Here is a 24,052-nt window from a genome sequence, read left to right as displayed (position 1 = left end):
TCGACGGGGCGATCCAGTACGCCGCGCTCTCTCCGCCTGATCTCACCATCGATGTTTACTGGATGCCCCGCCGTCGCGGGGCATGACGAGGCATAGAGGATTTGCTCATGACCACGCCGCTCAAGCCGCTCGATGATGCCGCCACCAGCTTCGCCCGCCGCCATATCGGCCCCTCGCCGCGCGACGTCGCGGCGATGCTGGAGACCGTGGGCGCCAAGAGCGTGTCGGAACTGATGGCGCAGACGCTGCCCGGCACGATCCGGCAGACGGCGCTGCTCACCCTGGAGCCGGCGCTGAGCGAGCCCGAAGCGTTGTCACACATGCGAGCACTGGCGGCGCGGAATCAGGTCTTCACCTCGCTGATCGGCCAGGGATATTCCGGCACGCTCATGCCGGCGGTGATCCAGCGCAACATCCTGGAGAACCCGGCTTGGTACACGGCCTACACTCCCTATCAGCCGGAGATCAGCCAGGGCCGGCTGGAGGCGCTATTCAACTTCCAGACCATGATCTGCGATCTCACCGGGCTCGACGTCGCCAACGCCTCGCTGCTCGACGAGGCCACGGCGGCGGCGGAAGCGATGGCTCTGGCCGAGCGTTCGGCGCGGGCGAAGACCAAGGCGTTCTTCGTCGATCGGAACGTGCATCCGCAGACGCTGGCGGTGCTGCGCACCCGCGCGGAGCCGCTCGGCTGGCAGCTGATCGTCGGCGACCCCGCCGAGGATCTGGACGGCACCGAGGTGTTCGGCGGCCTGCTGCAATATCCGGACACGACGGGCGCGCTGCGCGATCCGCGCGCCGCGATTGCCAAGCTGCATGACAAGGGCGCGCTCGCGATCCTCGCCGCCGACCTGCTGGCGGTGACCGTGATTGCCTCGCCGGGGGAACTCGGCGCCGACATCGCGATCGGCTCGGCGCAGCGCTTCGGCGTGCCGATGGGCTATGGCGGACCGCATGCGGCCTACATGGCGGTGCGCGATGCGCTGAAGCGGTCGCTGCCCGGCCGCATCGTCGGCCTCTCCGTCGATTCACGCGGGGCTCCCGCCTATCGGCTGGCGCTGCAGACCCGCGAGCAGCACATCCGCCGCGAGAAGGCGACCTCGAACATCTGCACGGCGCAGGTGCTGCTGGCGGTGATTGCCGCGATGTACGCGGTCTATCATGGCCCCGACGGGCTGAAGGCGATCGCCCGCACCGCGCATCGGCGGACCGCGGTGCTGGCTGCAGGGCTGCGCAAGCTCGGCTTTGCGCCGGAAAGCGAGGCCTTCTTCGACACGGTCACCGTCGAGGCCGGCGCCAAGTCCGAGTCGATCATCGCCCGCGCGGAAGGCGAGCGGATCAATCTCGGGCGCGACGGCAGCAGGCTGCGGATCGCGCTCGATGAGACCACGACGGCCGATGTCGTCGAAGCCGTCTGGCGCGCTTTCGGCGGCGAGCTCTCCTACACGACGATCGAGGCGGAAGCGCGCGAGGCTCTGCCGGCCGAGCTCAAGCGGCAGCGGCCGTTCCTGACCCATCCGGTGTTCCACGCGCATCGCTCCGAGACCGAGATGCTGCGCTATCTGCGCAAGCTCGCGGACCGCGACCTCGCGCTCGATCGCGCGATGATTCCGCTCGGCTCCTGCACGATGAAGCTGAACGCGACGACCGAGATGATTCCACTGACGTGGCCGGAATTCGCCAGCCTGCACCCGTTCGTGCCGCGCGCGCAGGCCGCCGGCTATCATACGATGTTCGCCGATCTGACCGACTGGTTGTGCCGGATCTCCGGCTATGACGCGGTGTCGCTGCAGCCGAACTCGGGCGCGCAGGGCGAATATGCCGGCCTCCTGGCGATCCGCGGCTACTACGCCGCCCGCGGCGAGGGCCATCGCACCATCTGCCTGATTCCTTCCTCCGCCCACGGCACCAACCCGGCCTCGGCGCACATGGCCGGCATGGAGGTGGTCGTGGTCGGCTGCGATGCAGGCGGCAATGTCGATCTCGCCGATCTCAAGGCCAAGGCGGAAGCGCATAGCGCCAAGCTCGCCGCCATCATGATCACCTATCCCTCGACGCATGGCGTGTTCGAGGAGCACATCCGCGACATCTGCGACATCGTCCATGCCCACGGCGGACAGGTCTATCTCGACGGCGCCAACCTCAATGCGCAGGTCGGCCTCGCCAGACCCGGCGATTACGGCGCCGATGTCAGCCATTTCAACCTGCACAAGACCTTCTGCATTCCGCATGGCGGCGGCGGCCCGGGCATGGGCCCGATCGGCGTGAAGGCGCATCTGGCGCCCTTCCTGCCCGGTCACCCTGCGACCGACGGCGCGAGCGCGCATCCGATCGGGCCGGTCTCGGCCGCCCCCTACGGCTCGGCCTCGATCCTGACCATCTCCTACATCTACATGCTGCTGATGGGCGGCGACGGCCTGACCCGCGCCACCGAGATTGCGATCCTCAACGCCAACTACGTCGCGGCGCGGCTCGATGCGCATTTTCCGGTGCTCTACCGCAACGAGCGCGGCCGCGTCGCGCATGAATGCATCATCGACCCGCGGCCGCTCAAGCAGAGCAGCGGCGTCACCGTCGACGACATCGCCAAGCGGCTGATCGACTACGGCTTCCACGCGCCGACCATGAGCTTCCCGGTGGCGGGCACCTTGATGATCGAGCCGACGGAATCGGAGTCCAAGGCGGAGCTCGACCGCTTCTGCGACGCCATGATCGCGATCCGGAAGGAGATCGCCGAGGTCGAACAGGGCCGCTTCGGAATCGAGGCCTCGCCGCTGCGCCACGCGCCGCACACGGTGCACGACATCGCCGACGACGATTGGAACAGGGCCTACCGGCGCAGCGAGGGCTGCTTCCCCGCGGGCACCTCGCGCACCGACAAGTACTGGTGTCCGGTCGGCCGCGTCGACAACGTCTACGGCGACCGCAATCTGGTGTGCTCATGCCCGCCGGTGGCGGACTACGCCCAGGCGGCGGAGTAAGCCTCCTCACGCATGTTCCAGTGGATCGGGCGCCACGGCTCGCGACAATCAATGACGTGAGGCGTGCCGGGATCCGGAGCGATGAGCACCGCATGCCAACGCCAGAGATTGGCGTTGATCAATTCGGTGCCGCCCCACCAGCGCCGGATCGGATTATGGCTGCTGAAATCCTCCTCGCCGGCCAGGATCGCCTTGCCGAGCGGCGTCAGCGACAGCGTGCTCGCCTTGTAGCGCTCGAGGCGTTCACGGCTGTCGTGCATCTCGACCGAGAACGGCCGTTCGGCGAGGCCCGAAATTGCCGGCGCCGGCGCCAGTGCCAGACCGTCGAGCAACGCGCCTCCCTCCCAATAGTCATAGACGCGGCGTTGAAAGCGATCCCGATGATGCGGCAACAGGTCGAATGGGTGCTGATAGCCGGCTGACAGCAATTCGAGGATTCTCAGCTCCGATGCTCCCAGGCCCGTCGCAACACCAGGAAGCTCATCGAGCATCTCCTGCACGCAGCGGCGAAGCTGCGGCAGTGCACTGAGATCCTGCTTCAACAGATCGAACCAGGCTTGCGGCGTCGGCGCCCGAAACGCCTGCCATGCCAGATGGCCCAAATCGAGATGCTCACGCGCAAGCTCTACGCCGGCAATGGCCCGACCGGCGAGTCGCCCGGCCGGGGCATCGGATAGCGGGACATCGACATGCCGCAATACGATCTTCGTCGCGATCTCCGCGTGATGGCGCAGATAGTCCAAGAGCCAGATCAGCACCAACTGGTCGTTCGGACGGGTCCCCATCCACAGCTCGACGCTATCGCAACGGTCGACAAGTTCGAGAAAACTCTGACTCCGCCCGCCGACCGCCATGAAGTCGCCACGCGAGGCGAAATCCAACCAATGCCCGCGCTTCGGTCGCGCGGCGCGCTGGACGAGATAAGCCGATAACTCGGCATCTGATGGCAACGGTCCCCATACGAAACGATGGAGAATTGGCACCACCAGGTCGGCAAAGCCGCCTCTCCGAAGCGCTCCGGCGCTGGGATCATCGGCCGCTAGAATCAAACGCGTCATGCTGTTGGCTCCGGCACGACCTGATTGGCTCAAGACGCTATCAACACGCTCGCGATCGGCTCCCGGCGCCCAGGACTGGCGTCGGAAATGTCGGTGCCGCCGCGCGGATCCGGTCCGCTCGCCCGCGCACGCGCTTTCGACTATTCGCGCTGAAGATCGTATCCGGCGCTCGGAATTCAGGCTCACTGCATTCGATCATGCAGCAACCGCAGATTTCGGCAGAACACCACACATCTGCAAACGGGCGCCGGAGCGTCGGCAACGCAACGTCCACGGCACCCGCTGCCGTCTTACCTCTACTCCTCCGCCGGCTCCTCGCCGTCGGCGTCGGCGTCGCGCTCGGCGTTGCCGGCCAGGATCTGCTCGGCGATCAGGCCGGAGTTCTGGCGGATCGCGGCTTCGATCTTGGCGGTCATGTCCGGATTGGCCTTGAGGAACGATTTCGAATTCTCACGTCCCTGCCCGAGACGCTGGCTATCGTAGGAGAACCAGGCGCCGGACTTCTCGACGATGCCGGCCTTGACGCCGAGATCGAGGATCTCGCCCATCTTGGAGACGCCCTCGCCATACATGATGTCGAACTCGACCTGCTTGAACGGCGGCGCCAGCTTGTTCTTCACCACCTTCACACGGGTGGAATTGCCGATCACCTCGTCGCGCTCCTTGATCGCGCCGATGCGGCGGATGTCGAGGCGGACCGAAGCATAGAACTTCAGCGCATTGCCGCCGGTGGTGGTCTCCGGCGAGCCGTACATCACACCGATCTTCATGCGGATCTGGTTGATGAAGATCACCATCGTGTTGGACTTGTTGATCGAGGCCGTCAGCTTGCGCAGAGCCTGGCTCATCAGGCGGGCCTGCAGGCCCGGCAGCGACTCGCCCATCTCGCCTTCGAGTTCGGCCTTCGGCACCAGCGCCGCCACGGAGTCGACCACCAGCACGTCGACCGCACCAGAACGCACCAGGGTGTCGCAGATCTCCAGCGCCTGCTCACCCGTATCCGGCTGCGAAATCAGAAGCTCGTCGATGTTCACGCCGAGCTTGCGCGCATACACCGGATCGAGCGCATGCTCGGCATCGATGAAGGCGCAGATGCCGCCCTTCTTCTGCGCTTCCGCCACCGTGTGCAGCGCCAGCGTGGTCTTGCCCGAGGATTCCGGCCCGTAGATCTCGACGATGCGGCCCTTCGGCAGACCGCCGATGCCGAGCGCGATGTCGAGCCCAAGCGAGCCGCTGGACACCGTATCGACATCCATCGAACGGTCGTTCTTGCCCAGCTTCATCACCGAGCCCTTGCCGAACTGACGCTCGATCTGGGACAGCGCAGCGGAGAGCGCCTTACTCTTATCCATGGAGGAACCTTCGACGATACGCAGGGCGGTGGCGGACATTGGCGCTCCTTATGGCGGGGATTCGCGGGATGGACAAACGGTTAACGAGGTCGGCCAGCAATCTTGAGGTGAATGTACTCCATCCGTTCTTTGTTCGCAATATGTTCTTCTCGACATTCACACCTCTCTTTCACAAACCCCTGACAACCCGCGGGAGACACGCCTGCCGCTCGAAGGCCGAGGGCCGGCGCGCGGTGCACCGAGCACCAGCGAGGGAGCGCTGCCCGATCAGCGCGCCCGGAAGCGAAGTACGGCATGCGGGATGCTGGATGACGGCGACTGCGAAGGGATCCCGATTCCAGCTGGAGGCGGAAGCCATGCGCGCGAGCGGCGCAGCCGCCGACCGGCGATCACGCGGATTAAAACCAAACTGTCCGAGCGCTCCAACCTCATCTCCCGCACCAGCGGCAGACGCCGACCCAACTATAAATTGTTATTGTCGTCTCGGCCGTGTCCCATCATCCTGCTGGTCCTTCTCTGTGAGCCTCGCAGACTGCTTCCAATTTTCGGAACCAGCATGACCGGATCCAACAACGAACAGACCCTCACGCTGTGGCGCCCTGTCGGCCCAAAGGAGCTTGCCTTGATCGAGGCGTCGGGCATGCGTGCGTTTCCGCCGCGCCTTCCGGAGCAGCCGATCTTCTACCCGGTGCTGACGGAGGACTATGCCGTGAAGATCGCACGGGACTGGAACGTGCCGGCGAGCGGCGCCGGCCACGTGCTGCGCTTTGCGATCCTGCGAGGCTTCATCGACACCTACGAGGTGCGCGAGGCCGGCGGCCGCAAGCATCGCGAGTACTGGATTCCCAGCGAAGACCTCGCCGACTTCAACGCCGCAATCGTTGGACCGATCGTGCTCGTCAGGTCTTTTCCTTGAAACTACCAACTCCTACACGCGTGCGTAGATCGCACATTCCGTGGTTCTCCTGAGAGGAACGAAGTTCCATCGCCTCTTCTGCTTTTGTTCGGCTCGTCGTGCGTGCAGGCGCACGATTTCGATGCAGACGCGCAGCCGCGCGCAAGCGGCGGCCGGCCATCAGGTTCCGCATCACGTGGCGTGCAAGCACTCGACGGCCACCATATGACGGACGACAGATGAAGCGACGAACCTCGGACGCCCCCGTGTCGGACCCTGCCCAAGGATGGCCCGAGGAATGGCCCGGACAAAACCCGCGTGATCCGCATCACGCGCGCCGGCGCTCACGACATCTTCAGGCCACAAACCATTGTCATAAACTTTGGGTTGCGTTATAGAATCGTGGTTGTCGTACGTCTGAGCAGATTTTTGATCAGCCCCGGATTTGTTTGTTCGTTGCGATGATGGTCGCCGCACATCGTCTAGTGTATCGCCTTTGGTGTGCCGTCGACCGATCCCTTGCAGCCTGCCAGCTCCCGCACTTGCAGGCTCCGTCACACGTAAGCGCACGGCCCTGAAACCATCCGCGCCGAAAGAAAGCCCCGGACGACGTCCGGGGCTTTCGACGTTGATAGCTCCGCTCGGGATGCATCTCCCTCCGTCATTGTCGTGATGTCGGGGAACGGATCGCGTGCGTTGCGCTTCATATTGGCGATGACAACAAATGACGTGACGTGCCCGTCCTGCAGGGCCGGCCTTCAAAGGATCGAGCTTCACTCGCAGCAAGACGCGGCGGGAGAGAGGCGTTGTCCGGCCTGCGATGAACTCTTGGAGATGGTCGACGGCGCGACGCAGATCGCCTACCGACTGACAGTCGTGCCGGAACGGATCTTCGACCATAGCTAGGTGCGCGTCCCACGGCGGCCGATCGAGATTGCAACCTTGATCTGACGCAAGGCACGCCTACAGATTTCGCACTAGTTTAATTATGTCACTGCCGAACTGCCCTCGCTGGGAAGCTACGACGTTGACGCCGAGCCTCGGACCGCAGCGGTCCGAGGCTCATTCGTTGGCGCGCAATTCGTCCGGTTGCGCCGCACATCACCCATGGCAATCAGCCTAACGGAAGCGAACAGCGCGACCGACCGTATTTTACCGGAATTGATCCGAGTGGGTTTTGCGCTTCCATTTGTGGTGCGTACATCAAACCCAGCGGCCTGGGGCGGTCAGGGCTCACCGGTTTTGGCAATGCCGCTCTATTTCTTTCGTATCCGCAACGGCCACTTCTCAGGCGCGTCCGAGTATGGGACCGAGTGCGCCGACCGCAACGCAGCCTGGAAAGAGATGACCACCGTCTGTGCCGACATGGCCAGCAGCATCTCGCGCAAGCTCGCCGAAAACTCCGAATGGCAGATGGAGCTGCTCGACGAGGCAAGGCAGCCGGTCTTCCGCATCCGGATCGTCGCCGAGTCGCTGGATCAGGCCTGACGGCTCGCCACACCTCTTGTGGATCGCCGCAGGTGAAAGACACAATCTAAGATTGTTGCCAGCGAGGTTGCTGCGCGTCATTTCGGCAGCCGAACTTGATCGAGATCAAAATGCCTGTCTGCATCTTGGCAGACATTTAAATTTGTATGGGTAATCTGATCTTCAAATGTCCGCGAACGGGGATGAACGTGCAGCATTGGCTGGAAGAGCCGAAGCCAGGCGATCCCACGTGCTCCTATGAAACCGTGGTCTGCAAGGCCTGCACGCGGCTTCATTTCATCAATCGCGATACACGCAAGCTTCTCGGCGAAAAGGAATGAGGCGCTCGCGGCAATCGTTCAATCGGCGCTGGGAAGCCGCCGCATCGTGAACTCGATGGCCCCGTCGGGAAGCTCGCGCCAGCTTTCGACGGCGCTCATGTAGCCGGCCTTGGGATAGCGGGTCAGATAGTCGCGGGCCTTGGCGCGCGCTTGCTCGCGCGGCAGCGTGAACGTGTCGCGAACGTAGCCGTCGCGAGCCTGCGGGGCGCCCTTCTGGCGCCGGGCCGCCATCCGGCTGGCAATGTCCCGGGGGCGCATCCCCATCGACGAACTCCAACGCGCTGCCACACCATCAATATAGACGGGGCCGCGAAGAATCCGAGTCCGCAATCGGCAAGCGGGCCCGGGAGGGTCAGAGCCCGCCCGACCCGAGCGCGATAAATCTCAGTTGGTGCTGCCGACAGCCTTCGGCTTCTTGGCCGCGGTGGTCTTCATGGCAGGCGCCGCCTTGGGCTGCTCCGCCGCCCGGACGTTGCCCCAGGGATCGGTGCTCGTCTTGGCGTCCGGAATCTTGCGCATGGTGTCCCTGTAGGCCTGCTCCCGCGCCGCTTCGGCCTCTTTCTCCTCGGGCGACTTGGAGGGACCGTCGGCGAGAAGGTTGATGTTGGGCATCTGCGCCATTGCGGGAACCGCCCAGCCGGCCAGCACGGCGACCGCCATCGTCACGATCAGCTTCTTCATTGGTTACTCCCCGGTATAGGCGCCTTATACCATCGCTTCGCCATGCGCCAAGCCCGCGGCACTGTGCCGGAACGGTGGAGCGCAGGTCGGGATGTTCACGGCCGCATCGTCTGCGCGCACCTGCCGTCTGTTCCACGGCGTGCCATCATCATAGTTTTCCAACTCCGGCCTTTTCAAGCCGCCGCTCTGCGGCAACATTCCGGCGGCTCCGCCGATCGCGGCGAGGCAAGTCGATGCCAAGACACGTCGATGACACGATCATGGAAGGACCTCCGCGCGTGCCGAGCGAGACCCTGAACTTCACCACCGACGACGCGAGGCGCATCCTCGATGACGTGTTCGCGCCCTGGATCAAGGATCTTGGCTTGATCGTCGAGGACATCGCGCCGTCTCCGCAGGGCGAAGCCGGCGCCATCCTGCGCATGCCGTTCTCGCCGCGGCTCTGCCGCGACAATGGCGTCGTCTGCGGCCAGGCGCTGATGGCTTTTGCCGATACCGCGATGGTGATCGGGATGGTCACCGCCAGCGGCGGCTACCGGCCGATGACCACTGTCGACCAGACCACGCATTTCATGCGCGCCATTGCCTCCGCCGACGTGATGGCCGATGCGCGCGTGGTGCGGATGGGCCGCACCATGAGCTTCGGCCGGGTCACACTGACCAGCGCCGGCGATGGCAAGCCAGTGGCCATGGTGTCGAGCGCCTTCGCGATGCTCTGATCCGCGGCCTGGCCGGGTTAACGAAACGTGAAGGCGAGGGCCCGGGCTTCGCACGCCGGATTCATCTGATCGAAACGCGAGCCTGATTTATTTTAGGTGCTTTTGACGCGAAAGGTGACGCCGTCCGGCACCGGAATACAGGCCATGAGCGAGACGAGTGACAAGCGCATTGCACCGAGGCATCGGGTGCTGAAGCAGGGCAGGCTGGCATTCGACGGCGGCGGCGCGGTCGATTGCATGGTCCGCAACATGTCCGACACCGGCGCCAGGGTCGAGGTGGTCAGTCCGGTCGGTCTGCCCGAAGCCTTCACGCTGGTGATCCCAGCCGACAAATTCACGCGGCGCTGCCACGCAGTCTGGAGCCACGACAAGCGGATCGGCGTGGCATTCGACTGATAGCGGCCCGGCGGGCTAGACGCGCCGCAGGCGCCATCGCCACAACGCCACCAACAGGCCGGCCAGCACCCCAGCCGCGAGCAGGGCGCCGGCGGCGAACCGTCCGCCCGGACGATCAATCGTCCGTGACCACAGCGAGAGCCCTTCGCCATCGCGCGCCAGCCGAAACGCCACGACGCTGTCGCCGAGCGACGTTCCCGCCTCCGAATGGCCGCCGGCTGCGGTCACCACGAATTGCTCGCCCTTCCATTCATAGGTCATCGGATTGGCGACGCCCGGCGCGGGCAACCGGCCCTGCCAGAGCTCCTGACCTGAGACAGCATCAAAGGCGCGCAGATAGGCGTCCATTGCGCCGGTGAAGACGAGGCCGCCGGCTGTGACCACGACGCCGTTGACGAGCGGCGTGCCCCATTTGAACGCCAGCCCGAGCGGTGCGCGATCCTCGGTGGTGCCGACGGTCGAGCGCCACAGGATCTTGCCGGCCTTGAGATCGACCGCGACCATTTCGCCCCATGGCGGCCGGTTGCACAACAGGCCGAGCTTGGACATGGCGACCACCCGCGTCACCGCGAACGGCGACCCGCGCTGCAGCCCGACATCGACACCACGCGGCGGCGTCATCCCGTCAGCTTCCGCACGCGGGATCAGCCGGACGATGTGGATGGCACGGCTGACATTGGCGTAGAGGATCTGATGGACGGGATCGAACGCCGCCCCGCCCCAGTTCACGCCGCCGCCGGTCATCGGAAACAGCAACGTGCCCTGGATCGTGGGCGGCGTGTACAAACCCTCATTGCGCAATGGCGCGAGCTGATCGTCGCAGGAGGAATCCAGGACGCGCGGCACGGCCCTGAAAATATCATCCGCTGCGAAGCGCTGATCGAGCAGCGGCGGCACATGGGTCGGGAATGGCTGCGTCGGTGATAGAACCTCACCCTCGGCGGCGCCTTGCGGCACTGCGCGCTCCTCCACCGGCCAGACCGGCGCGCCGGTGTCGCGGTCGAGCACGAACACGAAGCCCTGCTTGGTCGGCTGTATGACGACGTCACGCGCCCCCTGCCCGGCATCGATTCGGGCCAACGTCGGCTGCGCCGGCAGATCGTAATCCCAGACGTCGTGGTGCGTGGTCTGAAACGACCAGGCCAGTTCGCCGCTTTCAATCCGCAAAGCGACCACGGAATCGGCATGCCGGTTGTCACCCGGACGCGCACCGCCGAAGAAATCCGGACTGGGCGACGAGGTCGGAAGGAAGACGAGGCCGCGCGTCTCGTCGACCGACATCGGCGCCCAGACGTTCGCATGTCCCGCCGCGATGCCGTCATGGATCAACGGATCGAAACTCCAACGCAGCGCGCCGGTGCGCGCATCGAAACCGCGGACCGTGCCTTTGGGCGCATCGACCCGCACATTGTCGCCGATCGATGAGCCGACCACCACGACACCCCCGCCCACCACCGGCGCCGAGGTGATCTGGAACTCGCCCGGCCATAGCAGATCCTTGGAAATGTCGATCCGCGCTTCGCCGTCCGATCCAAAGCCGGCGCAGGGCTGTCCCGTTTGCGCGTCGAGGGCGATCAGGCGAGCATCGACCGTGCCCATGAACAGCCTGCTGCGGCATGCCGCGCCGGCCGGCGCCCGCTCGTCCACCCAATGGGCAACGCCGCGGCAGGCATAGCGATTGGCCGGGCGCCGCCCGTCACCGACCTTGGGATCGAAACGCCAGCGCTGCACGCCGGTGCCGGGATCGAGCGCGACCACCTCATTGAACGGCGTGCAGAACACCAGGCTGTCCTCGACCAGGATCGGCGTCGCCTCGAACTTGGTCCGCAAGGCTGCCGCGGGCGGCCGGCTCTGCAGATCCCCGGTGTGATAGTCCCAGGCAGGCACCAGCCGATCGACATTGGAAGGCGTGATCTGCGCCAGCGGCGAGAACCGCGTTCCACCGGCATCGCCGCCCCAGTGCTGCCAGCCAAGGGCCGGCACGACCGTCAACTGGCTCCCGACGAGGACCGCGCAAACACCTGCTCGACGCAATGACATGACCCTTCCCTCCCGCAGACTGCATCCGAAGCGACGCACCGGGACGATGAAAGCAGCCTTCGCGGGCGGATCGAGCAGGATGGGACGGGCGGCGGCATCCGCGGGACGAGTGGTGAGGAGCGATGACGAATGGCAGAACCGAGAGGATGACCCGAACGAACGTCCCCCGCCAAACATCAGTGGCCGCCCTTGCGGGCGGCCACATCGATGCGCAGACGTCAGCCAGCTTCAGTAGCCATAGCCGCGCCGTGTCGGATAGTTCTGAGGTGCCCGCCCATAGCCACCGCCATAGCCGCCGCCGATGCCGATCCCGATGCTGACCGGCGGCGCCACGCGCACCGGCGGTCCATAATACGCGCGCGGCGGAGGCGGTGGCGCGTAGACGACGACATCGTCGTCAGGGTCGCGTCGGGGCGTGCGGCCGGCGCGCTTGGGAGGGTCCTCGTCGCGCTTCCTCGCCGGCTTCTCTTCGACCCGCTTCGGCGTCTCAGACTTCCGAGCCGGCGGAGGCGTCTGCGAGCATGGGCAGGTCGGGCCTGCCGCGGCAACGGCCGGCACGACCGGCAGGGTTGCCGAAGTGGCGGCCGGGATCGCTGCATTGGCGGCCGCCACCACCGGCGTCACCACGGGCCGGTTGCGCAGGCGCTCGATCAGCTTGCGCGCGGTCGGGGTCAGGTCGCTGTTCGGATAGCGGTCGAGAAAGCCCTGATAGGACGCCACCGTATTGATCAGCACCGCCTCGTTCCAGGCTGCCATCCTGTTGTGGAGGTCGAGCCATTCGCGCGCCTGCGGGCCATAGGGCGGCGCGGTGTAGAGCGTCACGAAGGCCTCATACGCCTCGACGCTGCCGTCGCCGACGATGATTTCGTTGGCGGCCTCGATCGGCTTGCCCTCCAGGCTGCGCTTCCATTCGTCGACGCTGCGCTTGGCGACGACCGGCCGCGGGCCGGCATTGGCAGCGCCCCCATCCGCCGACCCGACGAAGCGAAAATCCTCCGTCAAGGACGACGAATCCCACGGCGTCTGCCGGCCCTCGGTGACCTTGTTCACCGCAACGCGCACGCGCTTGAACGCCTGCTCGATGGGAAGGTCCGGCTCCCGCGCCGCCTGCAGCAGTGCGGTGGTATAGGGGCTGTTGGCGCCGGTGCCATCCTCGGCTTCCGCGCCGGGCGAGGTCGAGTAGGACAGGAAGGTGCCCGGCGCTCCCGTCTTTGTGTCGACCAGCGCGAGGCCACGGCCCGCGTTCTGGCTGATGGCGGGAAACGGATTGTTGCGGCAGGCGTCGAGCAGCAGGATTCGCATCCGGCTCGGCACCGAATTGAGCGTGTTCAGGAGATCGTTGAGACGCACGGCCTGCAGCGGAATGTCGGCTTCACGTCGCGGATCGACGTCCACGGGTACGAGATAGTTCTCGCCATCGATCTGCAGTCCGTGGCCGGCATAGAACACCAGCGCCACCGTGTCGGGTCCCTTGGCCGCGATCTTGGCGGCGAAGTCGCCGACCTCCCTGTTGAGGTCCCGCTGCGACAGATCGGCGGCGGTCGTCACGTCGAACCCCGCTTCACCCAGCATCTTCGCCATTGCCTTGGCATCGCTGGCGGGATTCGGCAGCGGCGTCACCGAACGATAGGCCGACTGCCCGATCACCAGCGCCAGCCTGCTGCTTTCAGCCAATGCGGGAGCAAGGCCGGCAAACAGGCCGCCGGCGAGCAATGCAGCCCTGAGAGCGTGCCGAAACATGGGATCTCCAATCTGCTCATGGCGTGCCTGTTGGTCGAGCCGGTTCGCGGCCCGGTTCATCCCGACGAGCACAATCCGGTGAGCACGATGCCGGACGGCCGGCGCCGTTCGCGCGCGCATGACCGCCGCCGGCCGCGACCGGACATCGTTGCGGCACGAGTCTCCCGCAGCAATGCCGCGATCTCTCGCTAGCGTGCGCGCCGCAATGGGGGACGATGCGGCATGCGGCGGATTGCGTCACGCGTGGGGCTGCTCTCGGGGCTGCTCTCGGCCCTGCTCCTGATCGGCTGCGCCGCCGACAGCAATGCGCGCCTGCCGGCCTTCATGCGGGCCAAGGCGCCCGAGCCGCCGCAGCCCGAAGCCGCGCCAGATGTCGCGCTTCTCGTGCGCAAGAATCTCGACATGATCTTCGTCGCAACGACGCTGCCACGTGATGTCGAGGCAACATCCGCCCGACATGCCGATGCCGGCGATACATGGACCGCCTGCGTGCGGGCTCAGATCATATCCGCCAGTGGGACCGCGCTCCGGCGCCAGACCTATCGGCTCTTGATCAGGCACAACGAGATCATCGACCGGCGGCGCGCGGCGACCGGCGACGACTGTGTTTCTGAAGATTACAAAGCCGTCCTGCCGACGAAGTAATTCCCTCCGAAGACAAGCTGGATCGGCCACGTCGGCTGGAACTCGCCCTGTCGGTGGGCGTACAGGAACGGGCTACCGCACCGGTCGCAGATTGTTAGTTCTTAGCTAACGCAAATCCGCAACCGCACAGCGAACGAATGGCTCAAATTTAACAATTCCTGCGGAACATCGGGGCCTAAACGCGGAATGACCCTGGACCTGGTTTTCCATGAACGTTCACCTCGTCGGCGATGACACGGCCAAGCTCGCTATGCTTCGCGGCATGCTGGCCGAACGCTGCTCGCTCACATCTGAACTGATCGGTGATGCCGACTTCAAAGGCGGCGACATCGACGCGATCGTCGTGGCCGCCGATCTGCGCCACGTCGACAACATCACCGCATTGAAGGAGATCTCGGAGCGGCTCTCGCGTATTCCGCGGCGGATCTTCCTGACCAACAACAAATCCCGTCTGTCAACGGTCCAGGCCTATGCGCTCGGTGCGACAAGTGTATTGTCGAGCACGCCGAGCCGCAATCAGTTGCTCGGAAAGCTGCTCGATGTGCGTCCCGGTTCTGCGGCCAAGAGCATCGCGGTCGACGACCGACAGGCCGCATTTGCCGGCGCGTCCTGCATCGCCTCGATGTTTGCAGCCGTGCTGGGCGGTGCAGCGATCGACGTCGAGGAGACCCGGCGGGCGGGCAAGCGGATCGCCGACTGTATAGCGGAAAACGGTCTGTCCGATTGGCTTGCCACCGTTCGCCGCCATCACGAAGGCACCTATCAACACTGCCTGCTCGTGACCGGCATCACCGTGGATTTCGGCTTGAGCCTCGGCGTCCACAGTTCGGATCTGGAGCGTCTCTACATGGCCGCGATGTTCCACGACATCGGCAAGGCCAAGATCCCGCTCACCATTCTCGACAAGCCGGGCCGGCTCGACGTCAAGGAACGTACGCTGGTGGAAACCCATCCGGTGGCCGGTTACGATGCACTGAAGGACAACGCAGCGATCACCGACGAAGTGCTGAAGGCGGTGCGCAACCATCACGAATTTCTCGACGGCAGCGGCTATCCCGATGGGCTGATGGCCGACAGCATCCCGGACCTGACGCGCATCCTCACCATCTCCGACATCTTCTCGGCGCTGATCGAATACCGCAGCTACAAGCCGATGATGACGCGCGAGAAGGCCTACGAGATCCTCCGGGGGATGGAGGGCAAGCTCGAGAAGCCGCTGATCGGCGCCTTCCGCGAGGTGGCGCTGATCCGCTGATCGCATCAGGCGACGTGCTGAACCGGCCGTTAACGCATCGATTCGAATTGTCTGCCAACGGCAAGTGTCTCTTGTCAGCTTTGCGCTAGTGTCGCCCGCGGTGTGGGTTGTCCGCGCCGCGAGGGGACCATCGGGACGTGGCCGAGATCATCGATCGCGCGATTGCGACTGCTTCATCGACGGCAAGGAACCAGCAGGCCGGTCCGCTCGAACGCGTGCGCGCCGCTGACCTGGTGCCGCTCGATACCGTTTCACCGCAGGCGTGGCAGGATCTGGCGGAGCATGCGCGGGAGCCGAACGGCTATTACCTGCCCGGCTGGGAACGCGCGGTGAACGCCACGGCACGCGGCCGCACCGGAACATCGGCGCTGTGCGCATGGGATGACGATCAGCCCTCGCGTCTCATCGGCCTGATGCCCACGACCTCTCTATGGCATGCCTGCAGGCTTCCCCTGCCCGCGCTCGCCAGCGGCCATCCCTACGGCACGCTGTGCACGCCGCTGCTCGACAGAAGGAGCGCGGAGCGGGCTGCGGCGCAACTGCTCGACGCTGCGCGACGAACAGGCGCGCGCGCCCTGCTGCTGCGAGACATGTCGCTGGCAGGCTCCGTGATGCAGGCGTTCGAGGCGGCGCTTCGTCGCGTGGATCTGCGCCCGCGCGTGCTGCAATCCTATGACCGGGCCCTGCTCGATGCGAGCGGGGACGCCGACACGGTGCTGCATGATGCGCTCGGCGCCAAAAAGCTGAAGGAGTTGCGCCGCCTGCGTCATCGGCTGGCCGAGCATGGCGACGTCCGCTTCGAGGTCGCGCGCTCTCCCGGCGACGTTTCCACTGCGCTGGAGACTTTTCTGGTGTTGGAGGCGAGCGGTTGGAAGGGGCGTCGCGGCACTGCGCTGATCCAGCACGACGGCGACGCGGCGTTCATCCGACGCGCTGCACCGGCGCTGGCACAGCACGAGGCCTGCGAGATCATCAGCCTCATCGCGGGCGACACCACCGTCGCCGCAGGCGTCGTATTGCGGCATCAGGATCGCGCCTTTTTCTTCAAGCTCGGCGTCGACGAGCGCTTCGCGAAATACTCGCCCGGTGTCCAGCTGACGCTCGACCTGACGCGGCACCTTTGCGCGGATCCGAAGATCAACGCCGCCGACTCCACCGCCGGTCCCGACCATCCCATGATCAACCCGATCTGGCGCGAACGCCTTGCCATCGGCGACGTGATTATCCCGCTCTATACGCGCGATCTGGTCGTCGAGCTTATTCACGGCGCATTGACTGCGCGACGCGAAGGCCTCGCCGTGGCACGCCGCGCCGTGCACGCGGTCCGCGCCGTCCGAAAGCGCCGGCCGACTACTCAGCCGCCTCGGCGTTGACCTCCGCCGACACCTGCCGGATGGCGCGCGCCAGCATCTGCGGATCCTGCGCGCCGGAGACGGCGTATTTCTGCGCGAAGACGTAGGTCGGCACTCCGGAGATGCCCTTCTCTGCGGCCTCCTGCGCCTGGGCCGAGACCAGCGCCACATCCTCGTCGGTCGCCAGCATCTTGCGGACCACCTCGGCATCGAGCCCGCACTCCGCTGCGGCCTGTACCAGCACCTCGACATCGGTCAGATCGCCGCCGTCGCGGAAATACAACTCCATCAGCCGCTGCTTCATCTCGGGCGCCTTGCCGATCTCGCCGGCCCAGCGGATCAGGCGATGACAATCGATCGTGTTGGGCTGACGGGCGACACGATCGGGATGATAGCTCAGCCCCTCCTGCTCCGCGGCCGCGACCACGCGGCCTGCGATGCCCTTGTAGGCTTCAACCGATCCGAACTTGGTCGTGAGGTACTGCTCGCGGCTGATGCCCTCGCGCGGCACCCAGGGATTGAGGAAGAACGGCCGAAAGTTCACCTCGACCGGCACGTCAGGCACGAGCTTCAGCGCCTCCTCGATGCGCTTCTTGCCGATGTAGCACCAGGGACAGACGACATCGGAGACGACATCGATGATCAGCGGCTTCAAGGTGCTCATGCGCGTGCCTCCGGGTTCCCATGGCTGCGCCCAAGATAAACCCGCGCACGGCCAACACAAGCGGGGTCACGGCGAGGTAACCATCTCCTTCAGCCTGAGCGCGGTGAGCTCATCGGCCGGAAAGAAGGTCTCCAACGCCAGCTCCGACAGCGTGATATCGACCGGCGTGCCGAACACCATCGTCGTCGAGAAGAAGCTCAGCACATCATCGCCGACCCGAAGCCGCAACGGGATCGCGACGCTGTCGGCCGCGAGCGGCGCCGATCGCGCGGGGATCGGATAGGACTTCAGCTCCTCATAAAGCTTGAGCAAGCCGGCATCGGCGGTTGCCTCGCATTGCCGGTGCAGTCTCTCCAGCAGATGGCCGGCCCATTCGGCAAGGTTCACCGTCCGCGCCGCCAACCCCTCCGGATGCAGCGCCACGCGCAGCACATTCAGGGGCGGCGCAAGCAGCCGCTCGGAGACACCTGACAGCAGCGGCGCGATCATCCGGTTCGCCGCGACCAGGTTCCAGTGCCGGTCGATCGCGAGCGCAGGGTTGGGCTCGTGGGCCTTGAGCACGAGGTTCATCGCCTCGCGCGCTTGCTTGAGCGCCGGATCATCCAGCGGGCGCTGCTGGAAGGCGGGCGCGTAGCCAGCCGCCACCAGCAGAACGTTGCGTTCGCGCAGGGGCACGTCCAGTCGCTCCGCCAGTTTGAGGACCATGTCGCGCGACGGCGCGGCGCGGCCGGTTTCCACGAAGCTCAGATGGCGCGCCGAGATCTCGGCATCGAGCGCGAGATCGAGCTGGGACAGATGCCGCCGCTGCCGCCATTGCCGCAGGTGCTCGCCGACATGAACGGGTCTGGCGCGGTCGGCGCGCGCCGAAGCAAGCTGTGCATTCATGAGCCAAGACCTAACACGCTGACGTCAGCACCTCCATGACCTGCCAGGTAATCGAAATGCCTCCCGGCGCAGGTCATCGTCCTCACCACAGGAGATGACGATGAGCAGGCAGCGCAATCTCGAGACCCTTCCCTTCACCGCCGCCAGCCAATGGCTGGCGGGTCTCGCGACATCGCTGTTGGCGCGCTCGCTCAATATGCCGGAGCCGCTGCTGTACGTCACGGGCAGCCTCGTCTTTGCACAGGTGTACGCGATCGAGACGAGAGCAGCGCGCTCGCTGCGCCCGGCGCGCCTGCGCCGTCAGCTCCTGGCCTGGTTCCGTTGAACCGCCCCCAACCGAAGGAGACCCGACATGATCACCTCGTCCGCCCTGCTCCGCCGCGCTCTGCTCGCCGATGCCGCCTTCAGCGGCGTTGCCGGGCTCGCGCTCACCTTCGGCGCCTCGCCGCTGGCGGCGCTGCTGCAACTGCCCGACGCGCTGCTGCGCGAGACCGGCCTGTTCCTGGTCGTCTACGCGAGCTTCGTCGGCTGGCTGGGCTCGCGGCCGGTGGCGCCGAGGCCGCTGATCGTCCTGGTCATCGCCGGCAATGCGGCGTGGACGGTCGGCAGCATCGCACTGCTGTTTTCGGGCCTGGTCGCACCGAACGTGCTCGGCGAGATCTTCGTCGCAGTGCAGGCGCTGGGCACCGGCCTATTCGCCGAATTGCAGTATATGGGCTTGCGCCGGAGCACCGCCGCGGTCACGGCCTGACCGGTGGTGAGCGCCGGGCTTCATGATCGAGCGGCCCGGCGCTCACGGCCAATCCGATATTTGGACATGCGCGGCGAACGCATCTTCTGCATAATCGGAGATCGACGGGAGATCGTAGCGATGCAGCCTCAGGTGATCGGAACGGAAGGCTACGCCACCGAGGCCGAGGATCTCTTCCTGCGCTACGAGAGCATCCCGTCGGAACAGGTCCATGCCGCCGTGCTTCATCTGCTGCCCAACGCGCCCGCGCGCGTGCTCGACATCGGCGCGGGCACGGGCCGCGACGCCGCCTGGTTCGCGGGCCTTGGACATCAGGTGGTGGCCGTCGAGCCGACCGAAGCACTGCGCGTCGGCGCCATGCAACTGCATGCCTCGCCGGCGATCACCTGGATCGACGACAGCCTTCCGGAGCTCGCCGCACTGGCCGCTCGTGGCGAGCAGTTCGACCTCGTCATGCTGACCGCCGTCCTGATGCATCTCGATGAGGCACAGCGGCGACGCGCGCTTCCCAACATCGCGGCGCGGATTGCTCCCGGCGGACTGCTGATCATGACGTTGCGGCATGGTCCGGTGCCGCCGGGCCGCCGGATGTTCGAGATCGCGGCCGAGACGATCGTCGAGCCCGCGCGGCAGCTCGGGCTGACGCTCCAGCTCAACCGGCATGGCGAGTCGCTCGGCGCGGAGAACCGGGCGGCCGGCGTCACCTGGACGACGCTGGCCTTCGGGAAGCCGTCCTGAGAGATCCGGACACGAGCCGATCGGATCAGGCCGCCTTGGCGCGGCTGGTCTGCGTCTTCGCCGGGGTGGATTTGGTCCTGCCACGATTGCCGGCAGCCGGCCGCCGGGTCTTGGCTTTGCCGCGAGCCGCCTCGCCCGATTGGGCTCTGGCCTTGGGCCGCTGCTTGGCCTTGTCCTTGACGAGCTTCTCGGCCTTTTTCTTCGCCTTCTTCTCGGCCTTGCGCACGTCCTTCGCCTTCACCCGCGTCCGCTCGGCGCGCGCCTCGGCCTTCTTCTTGGCCCGCTTCTTCTCGCAGGCGTCGCATTTGCAGCCGATCGGCTTCAGATAGGCTTTGAAGTAGTCCGTGCCGTAGTCGTAGTTGATCTCCTCGCCGGGCTCGATGTTCTTGATCGCCCGGATGAAGATCTTCTTCTTGCGCGGCTTGACGTCGGACTCGGCGTTCGGCTTGCAGGAATGATTGATGTAGCGGGCGACGTTCTCTCGGATCGAGCCGTCGATGGTCCAGCGCTTGTCGAGCTCGAACAGATATTTGTTCTCGATCGCGTCCTCGTCCGCCTTCTTCGAATCCAAAAGCGGACCGAAATAGCGGATGATCTTGGTACCCTTCTTGATCGGCTGGGTGGCGAACAGACCAAGCCCCGTCTTGGAGCGGCCGATGCGATAGGGTTTGGATTGCGGAATGACAGGCATGAGTGATGAGAAGACATGGACCTCGCGAGGCCGCCGTTCTAGGATAAATTCGCGACGATGTCAGGTGTTTCCCGCCGCCGTTTCGCGCCGTCCCCAGTTTGCAGCGTCCTGGGCAGGGACGAATTCCGGTCATCAGGGGCCCTCGCATGTCCGAATTCCTCCCACATCGCGTCGTGGCGCGACGAATCGGTGTCGCATTGATGCTCTGCACGGCGTGGATCGGACAGGCGGCTGCAGAGACCATCGCCAGCGCCTATACATCGGCCGCCGCCAAGGACTGCCGCACCATCGGCGGCAAGCAGGAGGATGACAGCTCGACTCAGACCTGCCCTGGCAAGGACGGCCTGATCCTGCTCGTCAACGAAGGCGATCTTCGCCAGACCGTGTCTGTGGGGCGCAATGTCCGCGCGGCCGCCAAGGAGCCGGCTGCTCAGACCTGGTTCGGACCGTTCAACTCCGCCGGCAACGCTGTCGAATGGAGGCTGGCTGACGGCAAGCCGTTCGCGATCATCCAGCGCTGGCAGATCGCCGACAACGACGATCAAGGCAGCAAGGGGCCGAAGGACAAGCCGATGCTGGTGGTGACCCGGCTGCCGCCCGGACCGGTGTGCCACGTCGCCTATGTCGACGCTGCCGCCAACTCCAATGCCAACGAACTGGCGCGGCAGGCGGCTGACCAGACGGCGCGAGGCTTTGCCTGCGGCAAGGACAGGGTGAAGATCGTCGGCGCGCGCGGCCGGGCCGTCGATCTGGCGTTGCCGCCCAATTAGCGCGCCGACTTCCGTCCGGACTTTGCGGTCTTGCGCACGGCGGATGTGCGCCTGCTCGCCGTCTTCGATGCGCCCTTCCCGGTCTTCGATTTCGCCGCCCGCTTGCGGCCACTGGTCTTGGTCTTTGCCGCCTTCCTGGCCGCGACGCGCATATTGTCGACCAGGTTGGGATAGCGCCGCCCGGCCCGACGGGCGCGGGCCTTGGCCGCCGCCTTTTCGGCCGGGGTGAGACGGGCGGAGGCCTTGCCGGCGCGCTTGCGCGGATTGGCCTTGCTCCAGGGAGCGCGTGGGGTTCGTGCCATGCGTTGCCAACGCACGATCCCCTACCCGGTTTCCGGTGTGTCGAACTACGCGCCCGGCGGCAGCTTCGGCACGGTGGCCCGGAGCATCGCCTCCAGCAGCGATTCGGCCGTGGTGCCCGGCGGCGAACGGCGCAGAATGTCGGCAAGGCGGCCGTCGAGCAGCAGCATCGTGTAGCCATGCACCAGCGACCAGGCGCGGGCGATCGCCGCCGACTGATCGAGCGACAATTCCTCGTCACCGACCGGGCCTTCGCTGCGCGCGGCGACCGACCCCGCGAGTCCGGCAAACGAGGCTTCCGCGGCCTCGTGCAGCGAAGGGCGCGAATAATCCAGACGCTCGGTGCGGAACATCAGTCCGTACATGCCGGGATTGGCCTGTGCGTAGGCGACATACGCGCGGGCCCGCGCCATCGCCCGCTCGATCGGCGTGCCGGGCTGCTCGCCGGCCGCTTTCATCGCCGCATTGAACCGCGTGAAGCCGATCGCCGCGAGCTCGCTGACCAGCCCGGTGAGATCGCCGAAATGATGCGTCGGCGCCGCATGCGACACGCCGGCCTCGCGCGCCACCGCGCGCAAGGTGAGTCCGGCCAGCCCGTCGCGCTCCAGCACGCGCTCGGCCGCTTCGAGTAGCGCATCGCGCAGCGCGCCGTGATGATAGGGCGCCGCCGGCTCGCCCGCGCTCACCGCGCGGCGCGACCGCGTCCGGGCCACCGCCGTAGCCGTCCGGTGCCTGCTCAGTCTTGCCTGTTCGATCTTCGTCATGCCTCTCCTTATACAAGCAATTTTGACAGCGTAAAGATTAGCCTTGACCTGCAGGCGCTCGGCCGGTAGCCTTATCTTTACATCGTAAAGATAAAGCCGGATGCAAGGGGAAGGAAGCGCCATGAATGGACAGTCGATGAACGGACCGTTGCACGACACAGCCCGCCAGCGCCCCACACCGCGCGACAACATCGCGCCGATCCCGTTCGAATGCGACGCGCCGTTCCTGAACGTCACCGGCGAACTGCCACGTGAGCTGAACGGCACGCTCTATCGCAACGGCCCCAATCCGCAATTCGACTCGCCGGGTTCGCACTGGTTCGTCGGCGACGGCATGCTGCACGCGTTCCATCTGGAGAACGGCCGCGCGTCCTATCGCAACCGCTGGATCCGCACCCCGAAATTCGAGGCCGAGCGCCGCGCGGGGCGCGCGCTGTTCGGCGGCTTCGGCCGCAGGCTGCCGGACGCGCCAGCCGAGGTCACCGATGGCGGCGTTGCCAACACCAACATCATCGCCCATGCCGGCCGCCTGCTCGCGCTCGAAGAGGCGCATCTGCCGACCGAGATCGAGCCCGGCACGCTCGCCACCCGCGGCTATCACGATTTCGGCGGCCGCCTGCGCGGCGCCTTCACCGCGCATCCGAAGACCGATCCGGTCACCGGCGAATTGCTGTTCTTCGGCTACAACGCCGCCGGTCCGCTGACGCCGGCGCTGTCCTACGGCACGGTCGATGCGGCCGGCAAGCTGACGCGTCTCAATCGTTTCGAGGCGCCCTATGCCAGCATGGTGCACGACTTCATCGTCACGGCCAATCACGTGCTGTTTCCAATCCTGCCGCTCACCGGCAGCATCGAGCGCGCAATGTCCGGCAAGCCGCCTTATGCCTGGGAGCCCGACAAGGGCGCCTATGTCGGTGTGATGAAGCGCAGCGGCGACATCAAGGACATCGTCTGGTTTCGCGGTGACGCCTGCTACGTCTTCCACATCATGAATGCCTGGGAGGACGGCAGCCGGATCATTGCCGACGTCATGCAGTTCGAGGAAGCGCCGCTGTTTCCGCATCCCGACGGACGTCCGACCGATCCGGCCAAGTCGGTCGCGCGGCTGTGCCGCTGGAGCTTCGATCTCGCCGGCAACACCGACCGTTTCACCCAGAGCTATCTCGACGACCTCACCGGTGAATTCCCCCGCATCGACGACCGCCGCGCCGGGCTCAAGAACGGCCATGGCTGGTACGCCTGCGCCAATCCGGACGGCCCGCTGTTCGGGGCGCTGTCCGGCCTCGTCCATGTCGACGGCGCCGGCACGCGCCACGCGACGCATCTGCTGCCCGCCGGCGACACCCTGTCCGAGCCGGTATTCGTGCCGCGCAGCCGCGATGCCGCCGAGGGCGACGGCTGGCTGCTGACCGTGGTCTGGCGTGCCGGCTCCAACACCAGCGACCTCGCCGTGTTCAACGCCACCGACATCGGCGGCGGTCCGGTGGCCCTGGTTCATCTCGGCCACCGCGTGCCCGATGGCTTCCACGGCAATTGGGTCGGCGCAAACGAAGCAAGTCATTGATAA

The 24,052-nt window shown here is 65.8% G+C and carries 24 protein-coding genes; 13 read left to right on the top strand and 11 right to left on the bottom strand.

The window, feature by feature from the left end:
• Positions 1 to 107: 107 nt before the first annotated feature.
• A complete protein-coding gene (gene gcvP / locus ACQR1E_RS12185) occupies positions 108 to 2,981 on the top strand; it encodes an aminomethyl-transferring glycine dehydrogenase (protein ID WP_434897084.1) in 2,874 nt (957 codons plus the stop codon).
• Here gcvP and ACQR1E_RS12180 read toward each other — a convergent pair.
• The gene (locus ACQR1E_RS12180; RefSeq protein WP_434897083.1) at positions 2,960 to 4,225 is read right to left on the bottom strand and encodes a DUF1835 domain-containing protein; all 1,266 of its coding nucleotides are present in this window, start codon (positions 4,223 to 4,225) and stop codon (positions 2,960 to 2,962) included. The genes gcvP and ACQR1E_RS12180 overlap by 22 nt on opposite strands.
• Before the next feature lie 110 nt (positions 4,226 to 4,335).
• Positions 4,336 to 5,430 (bottom strand): recombinase RecA, encoded by a 1,095-nt coding sequence (gene recA, locus ACQR1E_RS12175; RefSeq protein WP_315828231.1) that lies wholly within the window; start codon positions 5,428 to 5,430, stop codon positions 4,336 to 4,338.
• 583 nt (positions 5,431 to 6,013) lie between these two features.
• On the opposite strand from recA, the gene ACQR1E_RS12170 reads away from it, so the two are divergent.
• Both ACQR1E_RS12170 and ACQR1E_RS12165 read left to right on the top strand, forming a co-directional pair.
• Positions 6,014 to 6,307: a hypothetical protein gene (locus ACQR1E_RS12170; RefSeq protein ID WP_315716194.1), complete on the top strand. Its 294-nt coding sequence runs from the start codon at positions 6,014 to 6,016 to the stop codon at positions 6,305 to 6,307.
• A 1,227-nt stretch (positions 6,308 to 7,534) separates the two neighbouring features.
• Positions 7,535 to 7,774 (top strand): DUF6894 family protein, encoded by a 240-nt coding sequence (locus tag ACQR1E_RS12165; RefSeq protein ID WP_012045383.1) that lies wholly within the window; start codon positions 7,535 to 7,537, stop codon positions 7,772 to 7,774.
• A gap of 338 nt (positions 7,775 to 8,112) precedes the next feature.
• Here the strand turns inward: ACQR1E_RS12165 and ACQR1E_RS12160 are convergent, their stop codons facing one another.
• Both ACQR1E_RS12160 and ACQR1E_RS12155 read right to left on the bottom strand, forming a co-directional pair.
• The gene (locus ACQR1E_RS12160) at positions 8,113 to 8,358 is read right to left on the bottom strand and encodes a hypothetical protein (protein WP_315716063.1); all 246 of its coding nucleotides are present in this window, start codon (positions 8,356 to 8,358) and stop codon (positions 8,113 to 8,115) included.
• 120 nt (positions 8,359 to 8,478) lie between these two features.
• Positions 8,479 to 8,775: a hypothetical protein gene (locus ACQR1E_RS12155; protein WP_315716062.1), complete on the bottom strand. Its 297-nt coding sequence runs from the start codon at positions 8,773 to 8,775 to the stop codon at positions 8,479 to 8,481.
• 260 nt (positions 8,776 to 9,035) lie between these two features.
• On the opposite strand from ACQR1E_RS12155, the gene ACQR1E_RS12150 reads away from it, so the two are divergent.
• Both ACQR1E_RS12150 and ACQR1E_RS12145 read left to right on the top strand, forming a co-directional pair.
• On the top strand, positions 9,036 to 9,494 hold the full coding sequence (locus tag ACQR1E_RS12150; protein WP_434897082.1) for a PaaI family thioesterase: 459 nt from the start codon (positions 9,036 to 9,038) through the stop codon (positions 9,492 to 9,494).
• Between the two features lie 144 nt (positions 9,495 to 9,638).
• Positions 9,639 to 9,890: a PilZ domain-containing protein gene (locus tag ACQR1E_RS12145; protein ID WP_315716061.1), complete on the top strand. Its 252-nt coding sequence runs from the start codon at positions 9,639 to 9,641 to the stop codon at positions 9,888 to 9,890.
• Positions 9,891 to 9,905: 15 nt separating this feature from the next.
• On the opposite strand, the gene ACQR1E_RS12140 is transcribed toward ACQR1E_RS12145, so the two are convergent.
• A complete protein-coding gene (locus tag ACQR1E_RS12140; protein WP_316171167.1) occupies positions 9,906 to 11,930 on the bottom strand; it encodes a pyrroloquinoline quinone-dependent dehydrogenase in 2,025 nt (674 codons plus the stop codon).
• Between the two features lie 228 nt (positions 11,931 to 12,158).
• Complete coding sequence (locus tag ACQR1E_RS12135) at positions 12,159 to 13,670, bottom strand: caspase family protein (RefSeq protein ID WP_316194706.1); 1,512 nt, start codon at positions 13,668 to 13,670, stop codon at positions 12,159 to 12,161.
• Positions 13,671 to 13,892: 222 nt separating this feature from the next.
• Here ACQR1E_RS12135 and ACQR1E_RS12130 point away from each other — a divergent pair, with 222 nt between their 5' ends.
• From ACQR1E_RS12130 to ACQR1E_RS12120, 3 genes are all read left to right on the top strand, one after another.
• Complete coding sequence (locus tag ACQR1E_RS12130) at positions 13,893 to 14,315, top strand: hypothetical protein (protein ID WP_315828226.1); 423 nt, start codon at positions 13,893 to 13,895, stop codon at positions 14,313 to 14,315.
• 208 nt (positions 14,316 to 14,523) lie between these two features.
• Positions 14,524 to 15,570 carry an HD-GYP domain-containing protein gene (locus tag ACQR1E_RS12125; protein ID WP_315716057.1) on the top strand — a complete coding sequence of 349 codons (1,047 nt, stop codon included), beginning with the start codon at positions 14,524 to 14,526 and terminating at the stop codon, positions 15,568 to 15,570.
• A 137-nt stretch (positions 15,571 to 15,707) separates the two neighbouring features.
• On the top strand, positions 15,708 to 16,943 hold the full coding sequence (locus ACQR1E_RS12120; RefSeq protein WP_316194705.1) for a GNAT family N-acetyltransferase: 1,236 nt from the start codon (positions 15,708 to 15,710) through the stop codon (positions 16,941 to 16,943).
• Here ACQR1E_RS12120 and ACQR1E_RS12115 read toward each other — a convergent pair.
• Together ACQR1E_RS12115 and ACQR1E_RS12110 are read right to left on the bottom strand one after the other, a co-directional pair.
• Positions 16,921 to 17,586, bottom strand: a complete 666-nt coding sequence (locus ACQR1E_RS12115; protein WP_315716055.1) for a DsbA family oxidoreductase — start codon at positions 17,584 to 17,586, stop codon at positions 16,921 to 16,923. The genes ACQR1E_RS12120 and ACQR1E_RS12115 overlap by 23 nt on opposite strands.
• 66 nt (positions 17,587 to 17,652) lie before the next feature.
• Positions 17,653 to 18,471, bottom strand: a complete 819-nt coding sequence (locus ACQR1E_RS12110) for a helix-turn-helix domain-containing protein (protein WP_315716054.1) — start codon at positions 18,469 to 18,471, stop codon at positions 17,653 to 17,655.
• A gap of 100 nt (positions 18,472 to 18,571) precedes the next feature.
• Between ACQR1E_RS12110 and ACQR1E_RS12105 the strand changes: the two genes are divergently transcribed.
• The 3 genes from ACQR1E_RS12105 (at position 18,572) to ACQR1E_RS12095 (ending at position 19,960) form a co-directional block, all read left to right on the top strand.
• The gene (locus ACQR1E_RS12105; protein WP_315716053.1) at positions 18,572 to 18,796 is read left to right on the top strand and encodes a hypothetical protein; all 225 of its coding nucleotides are present in this window, start codon (positions 18,572 to 18,574) and stop codon (positions 18,794 to 18,796) included.
• 27 nt (positions 18,797 to 18,823) lie between these two features.
• Positions 18,824 to 19,222 carry a hypothetical protein gene (locus ACQR1E_RS12100; RefSeq protein ID WP_316194704.1) on the top strand — a complete coding sequence of 133 codons (399 nt, stop codon included), beginning with the start codon at positions 18,824 to 18,826 and terminating at the stop codon, positions 19,220 to 19,222.
• A 120-nt stretch (positions 19,223 to 19,342) separates the two neighbouring features.
• Positions 19,343 to 19,960 (top strand): class I SAM-dependent methyltransferase, encoded by a 618-nt coding sequence (locus ACQR1E_RS12095; protein WP_316194703.1) that lies wholly within the window; start codon positions 19,343 to 19,345, stop codon positions 19,958 to 19,960.
• A gap of 25 nt (positions 19,961 to 19,985) precedes the next feature.
• Here ACQR1E_RS12095 and ACQR1E_RS12090 read toward each other — a convergent pair whose 3' ends face one another.
• Positions 19,986 to 20,651, bottom strand: a complete 666-nt coding sequence (locus ACQR1E_RS12090; RefSeq protein ID WP_434842008.1) for an SET domain-containing protein — start codon at positions 20,649 to 20,651, stop codon at positions 19,986 to 19,988.
• A gap of 146 nt (positions 20,652 to 20,797) precedes the next feature.
• Between ACQR1E_RS12090 and ACQR1E_RS12085 the strand changes: the two genes are divergently transcribed.
• Positions 20,798 to 21,421 (top strand): hypothetical protein, encoded by a 624-nt coding sequence (locus tag ACQR1E_RS12085; RefSeq protein ID WP_434897081.1) that lies wholly within the window; start codon positions 20,798 to 20,800, stop codon positions 21,419 to 21,421.
• On the opposite strand, the gene ACQR1E_RS12080 is transcribed toward ACQR1E_RS12085, so the two are convergent.
• Together ACQR1E_RS12080 and ACQR1E_RS12075 are read right to left on the bottom strand one after the other, a co-directional pair.
• On the bottom strand, positions 21,418 to 21,723 hold the full coding sequence (locus tag ACQR1E_RS12080; protein WP_315716049.1) for a hypothetical protein: 306 nt from the start codon (positions 21,721 to 21,723) through the stop codon (positions 21,418 to 21,420). The genes ACQR1E_RS12085 and ACQR1E_RS12080 overlap by 4 nt on opposite strands.
• A 45-nt stretch (positions 21,724 to 21,768) precedes the next feature.
• Positions 21,769 to 22,485: a TetR/AcrR family transcriptional regulator gene (locus ACQR1E_RS12075; protein WP_315716048.1), complete on the bottom strand. Its 717-nt coding sequence runs from the start codon at positions 22,483 to 22,485 to the stop codon at positions 21,769 to 21,771.
• A 136-nt stretch (positions 22,486 to 22,621) separates the two neighbouring features.
• Between ACQR1E_RS12075 and ACQR1E_RS12070 the strand changes: the two genes are divergently transcribed.
• Entirely contained in the window at positions 22,622 to 24,049 is a 1,428-nt protein-coding gene (locus ACQR1E_RS12070; RefSeq protein WP_434897080.1) for a carotenoid oxygenase family protein, read from the top strand.
• Positions 24,050 to 24,052 lie beyond the last annotated feature (3 nt).

The organism is Bradyrhizobium sp. HKCCYLRH1030, from assembly GCF_051168395.1.
GTDB lineage: Bacteria > Pseudomonadota > Alphaproteobacteria > Rhizobiales > Xanthobacteraceae > Bradyrhizobium.
This window is presented reverse-complemented; position numbering and strand designations above follow the sequence as displayed.

Excerpts from the sequence above, each read along its gene's own strand:
- ACQR1E_RS12135 (WP_316194706.1), bottom strand. The coding sequence starts at position 13,670 with ATGTTTCGGCACGCTCTCAGGGCTGCATTGCTCGCCGGCGGCCTGTTT.
- ACQR1E_RS12105 (WP_315716053.1), top strand. The coding sequence starts at position 18,572 with ATGAGCAGGCAGCGCAATCTCGAGACCCTTCCCTTCACCGCCGCCAGC.
- ACQR1E_RS12100 (WP_316194704.1), top strand. The coding sequence starts at position 18,824 with ATGATCACCTCGTCCGCCCTGCTCCGCCGCGCTCTGCTCGCCGATGCC.
- ACQR1E_RS12145 (WP_315716061.1), top strand. The coding sequence starts at position 9,639 with ATGAGCGAGACGAGTGACAAGCGCATTGCACCGAGGCATCGGGTGCTG.
- ACQR1E_RS12115 (WP_315716055.1), bottom strand. The coding sequence starts at position 17,586 with ATGAGCACCTTGAAGCCGCTGATCATCGATGTCGTCTCCGATGTCGTC.
- recA (WP_315828231.1), bottom strand. The coding sequence starts at position 5,430 with ATGTCCGCCACCGCCCTGCGTATCGTCGAAGGTTCCTCCATGGATAAG.
- ACQR1E_RS12130 (WP_315828226.1), top strand. The coding sequence starts at position 13,893 with ATGCGGCGGATTGCGTCACGCGTGGGGCTGCTCTCGGGGCTGCTCTCG.
- ACQR1E_RS12160 (WP_315716063.1), bottom strand. The coding sequence starts at position 8,358 with ATGGGGATGCGCCCCCGGGACATTGCCAGCCGGATGGCGGCCCGGCGC.
- ACQR1E_RS12110 (WP_315716054.1), bottom strand. The coding sequence starts at position 18,471 with ATGAATGCACAGCTTGCTTCGGCGCGCGCCGACCGCGCCAGACCCGTT.
- ACQR1E_RS12165 (WP_012045383.1), top strand. The coding sequence starts at position 7,535 with ATGCCGCTCTATTTCTTTCGTATCCGCAACGGCCACTTCTCAGGCGCG.
- ACQR1E_RS12085 (WP_434897081.1), top strand. The coding sequence starts at position 20,798 with ATGTCCGAATTCCTCCCACATCGCGTCGTGGCGCGACGAATCGGTGTC.
- ACQR1E_RS12150 (WP_434897082.1), top strand. The coding sequence starts at position 9,036 with ATGGAAGGACCTCCGCGCGTGCCGAGCGAGACCCTGAACTTCACCACC.
- ACQR1E_RS12095 (WP_316194703.1), top strand. The coding sequence starts at position 19,343 with ATGCAGCCTCAGGTGATCGGAACGGAAGGCTACGCCACCGAGGCCGAG.
- ACQR1E_RS12155 (WP_315716062.1), bottom strand. The coding sequence starts at position 8,775 with ATGAAGAAGCTGATCGTGACGATGGCGGTCGCCGTGCTGGCCGGCTGG.
- ACQR1E_RS12090 (WP_434842008.1), bottom strand. The coding sequence starts at position 20,651 with ATGCCTGTCATTCCGCAATCCAAACCCTATCGCATCGGCCGCTCCAAG.
- ACQR1E_RS12140 (WP_316171167.1), bottom strand. The coding sequence starts at position 11,930 with ATGTCATTGCGTCGAGCAGGTGTTTGCGCGGTCCTCGTCGGGAGCCAG.
- ACQR1E_RS12125 (WP_315716057.1), top strand. The coding sequence starts at position 14,524 with ATGAACGTTCACCTCGTCGGCGATGACACGGCCAAGCTCGCTATGCTT.
- gcvP (WP_434897084.1), top strand. The coding sequence starts at position 108 with ATGACCACGCCGCTCAAGCCGCTCGATGATGCCGCCACCAGCTTCGCC.
- ACQR1E_RS12080 (WP_315716049.1), bottom strand. The coding sequence starts at position 21,723 with ATGGCACGAACCCCACGCGCTCCCTGGAGCAAGGCCAATCCGCGCAAG.
- ACQR1E_RS12075 (WP_315716048.1), bottom strand. The coding sequence starts at position 22,485 with ATGACGAAGATCGAACAGGCAAGACTGAGCAGGCACCGGACGGCTACG.
- ACQR1E_RS12070 (WP_434897080.1), top strand. The coding sequence starts at position 22,622 with ATGAACGGACCGTTGCACGACACAGCCCGCCAGCGCCCCACACCGCGC.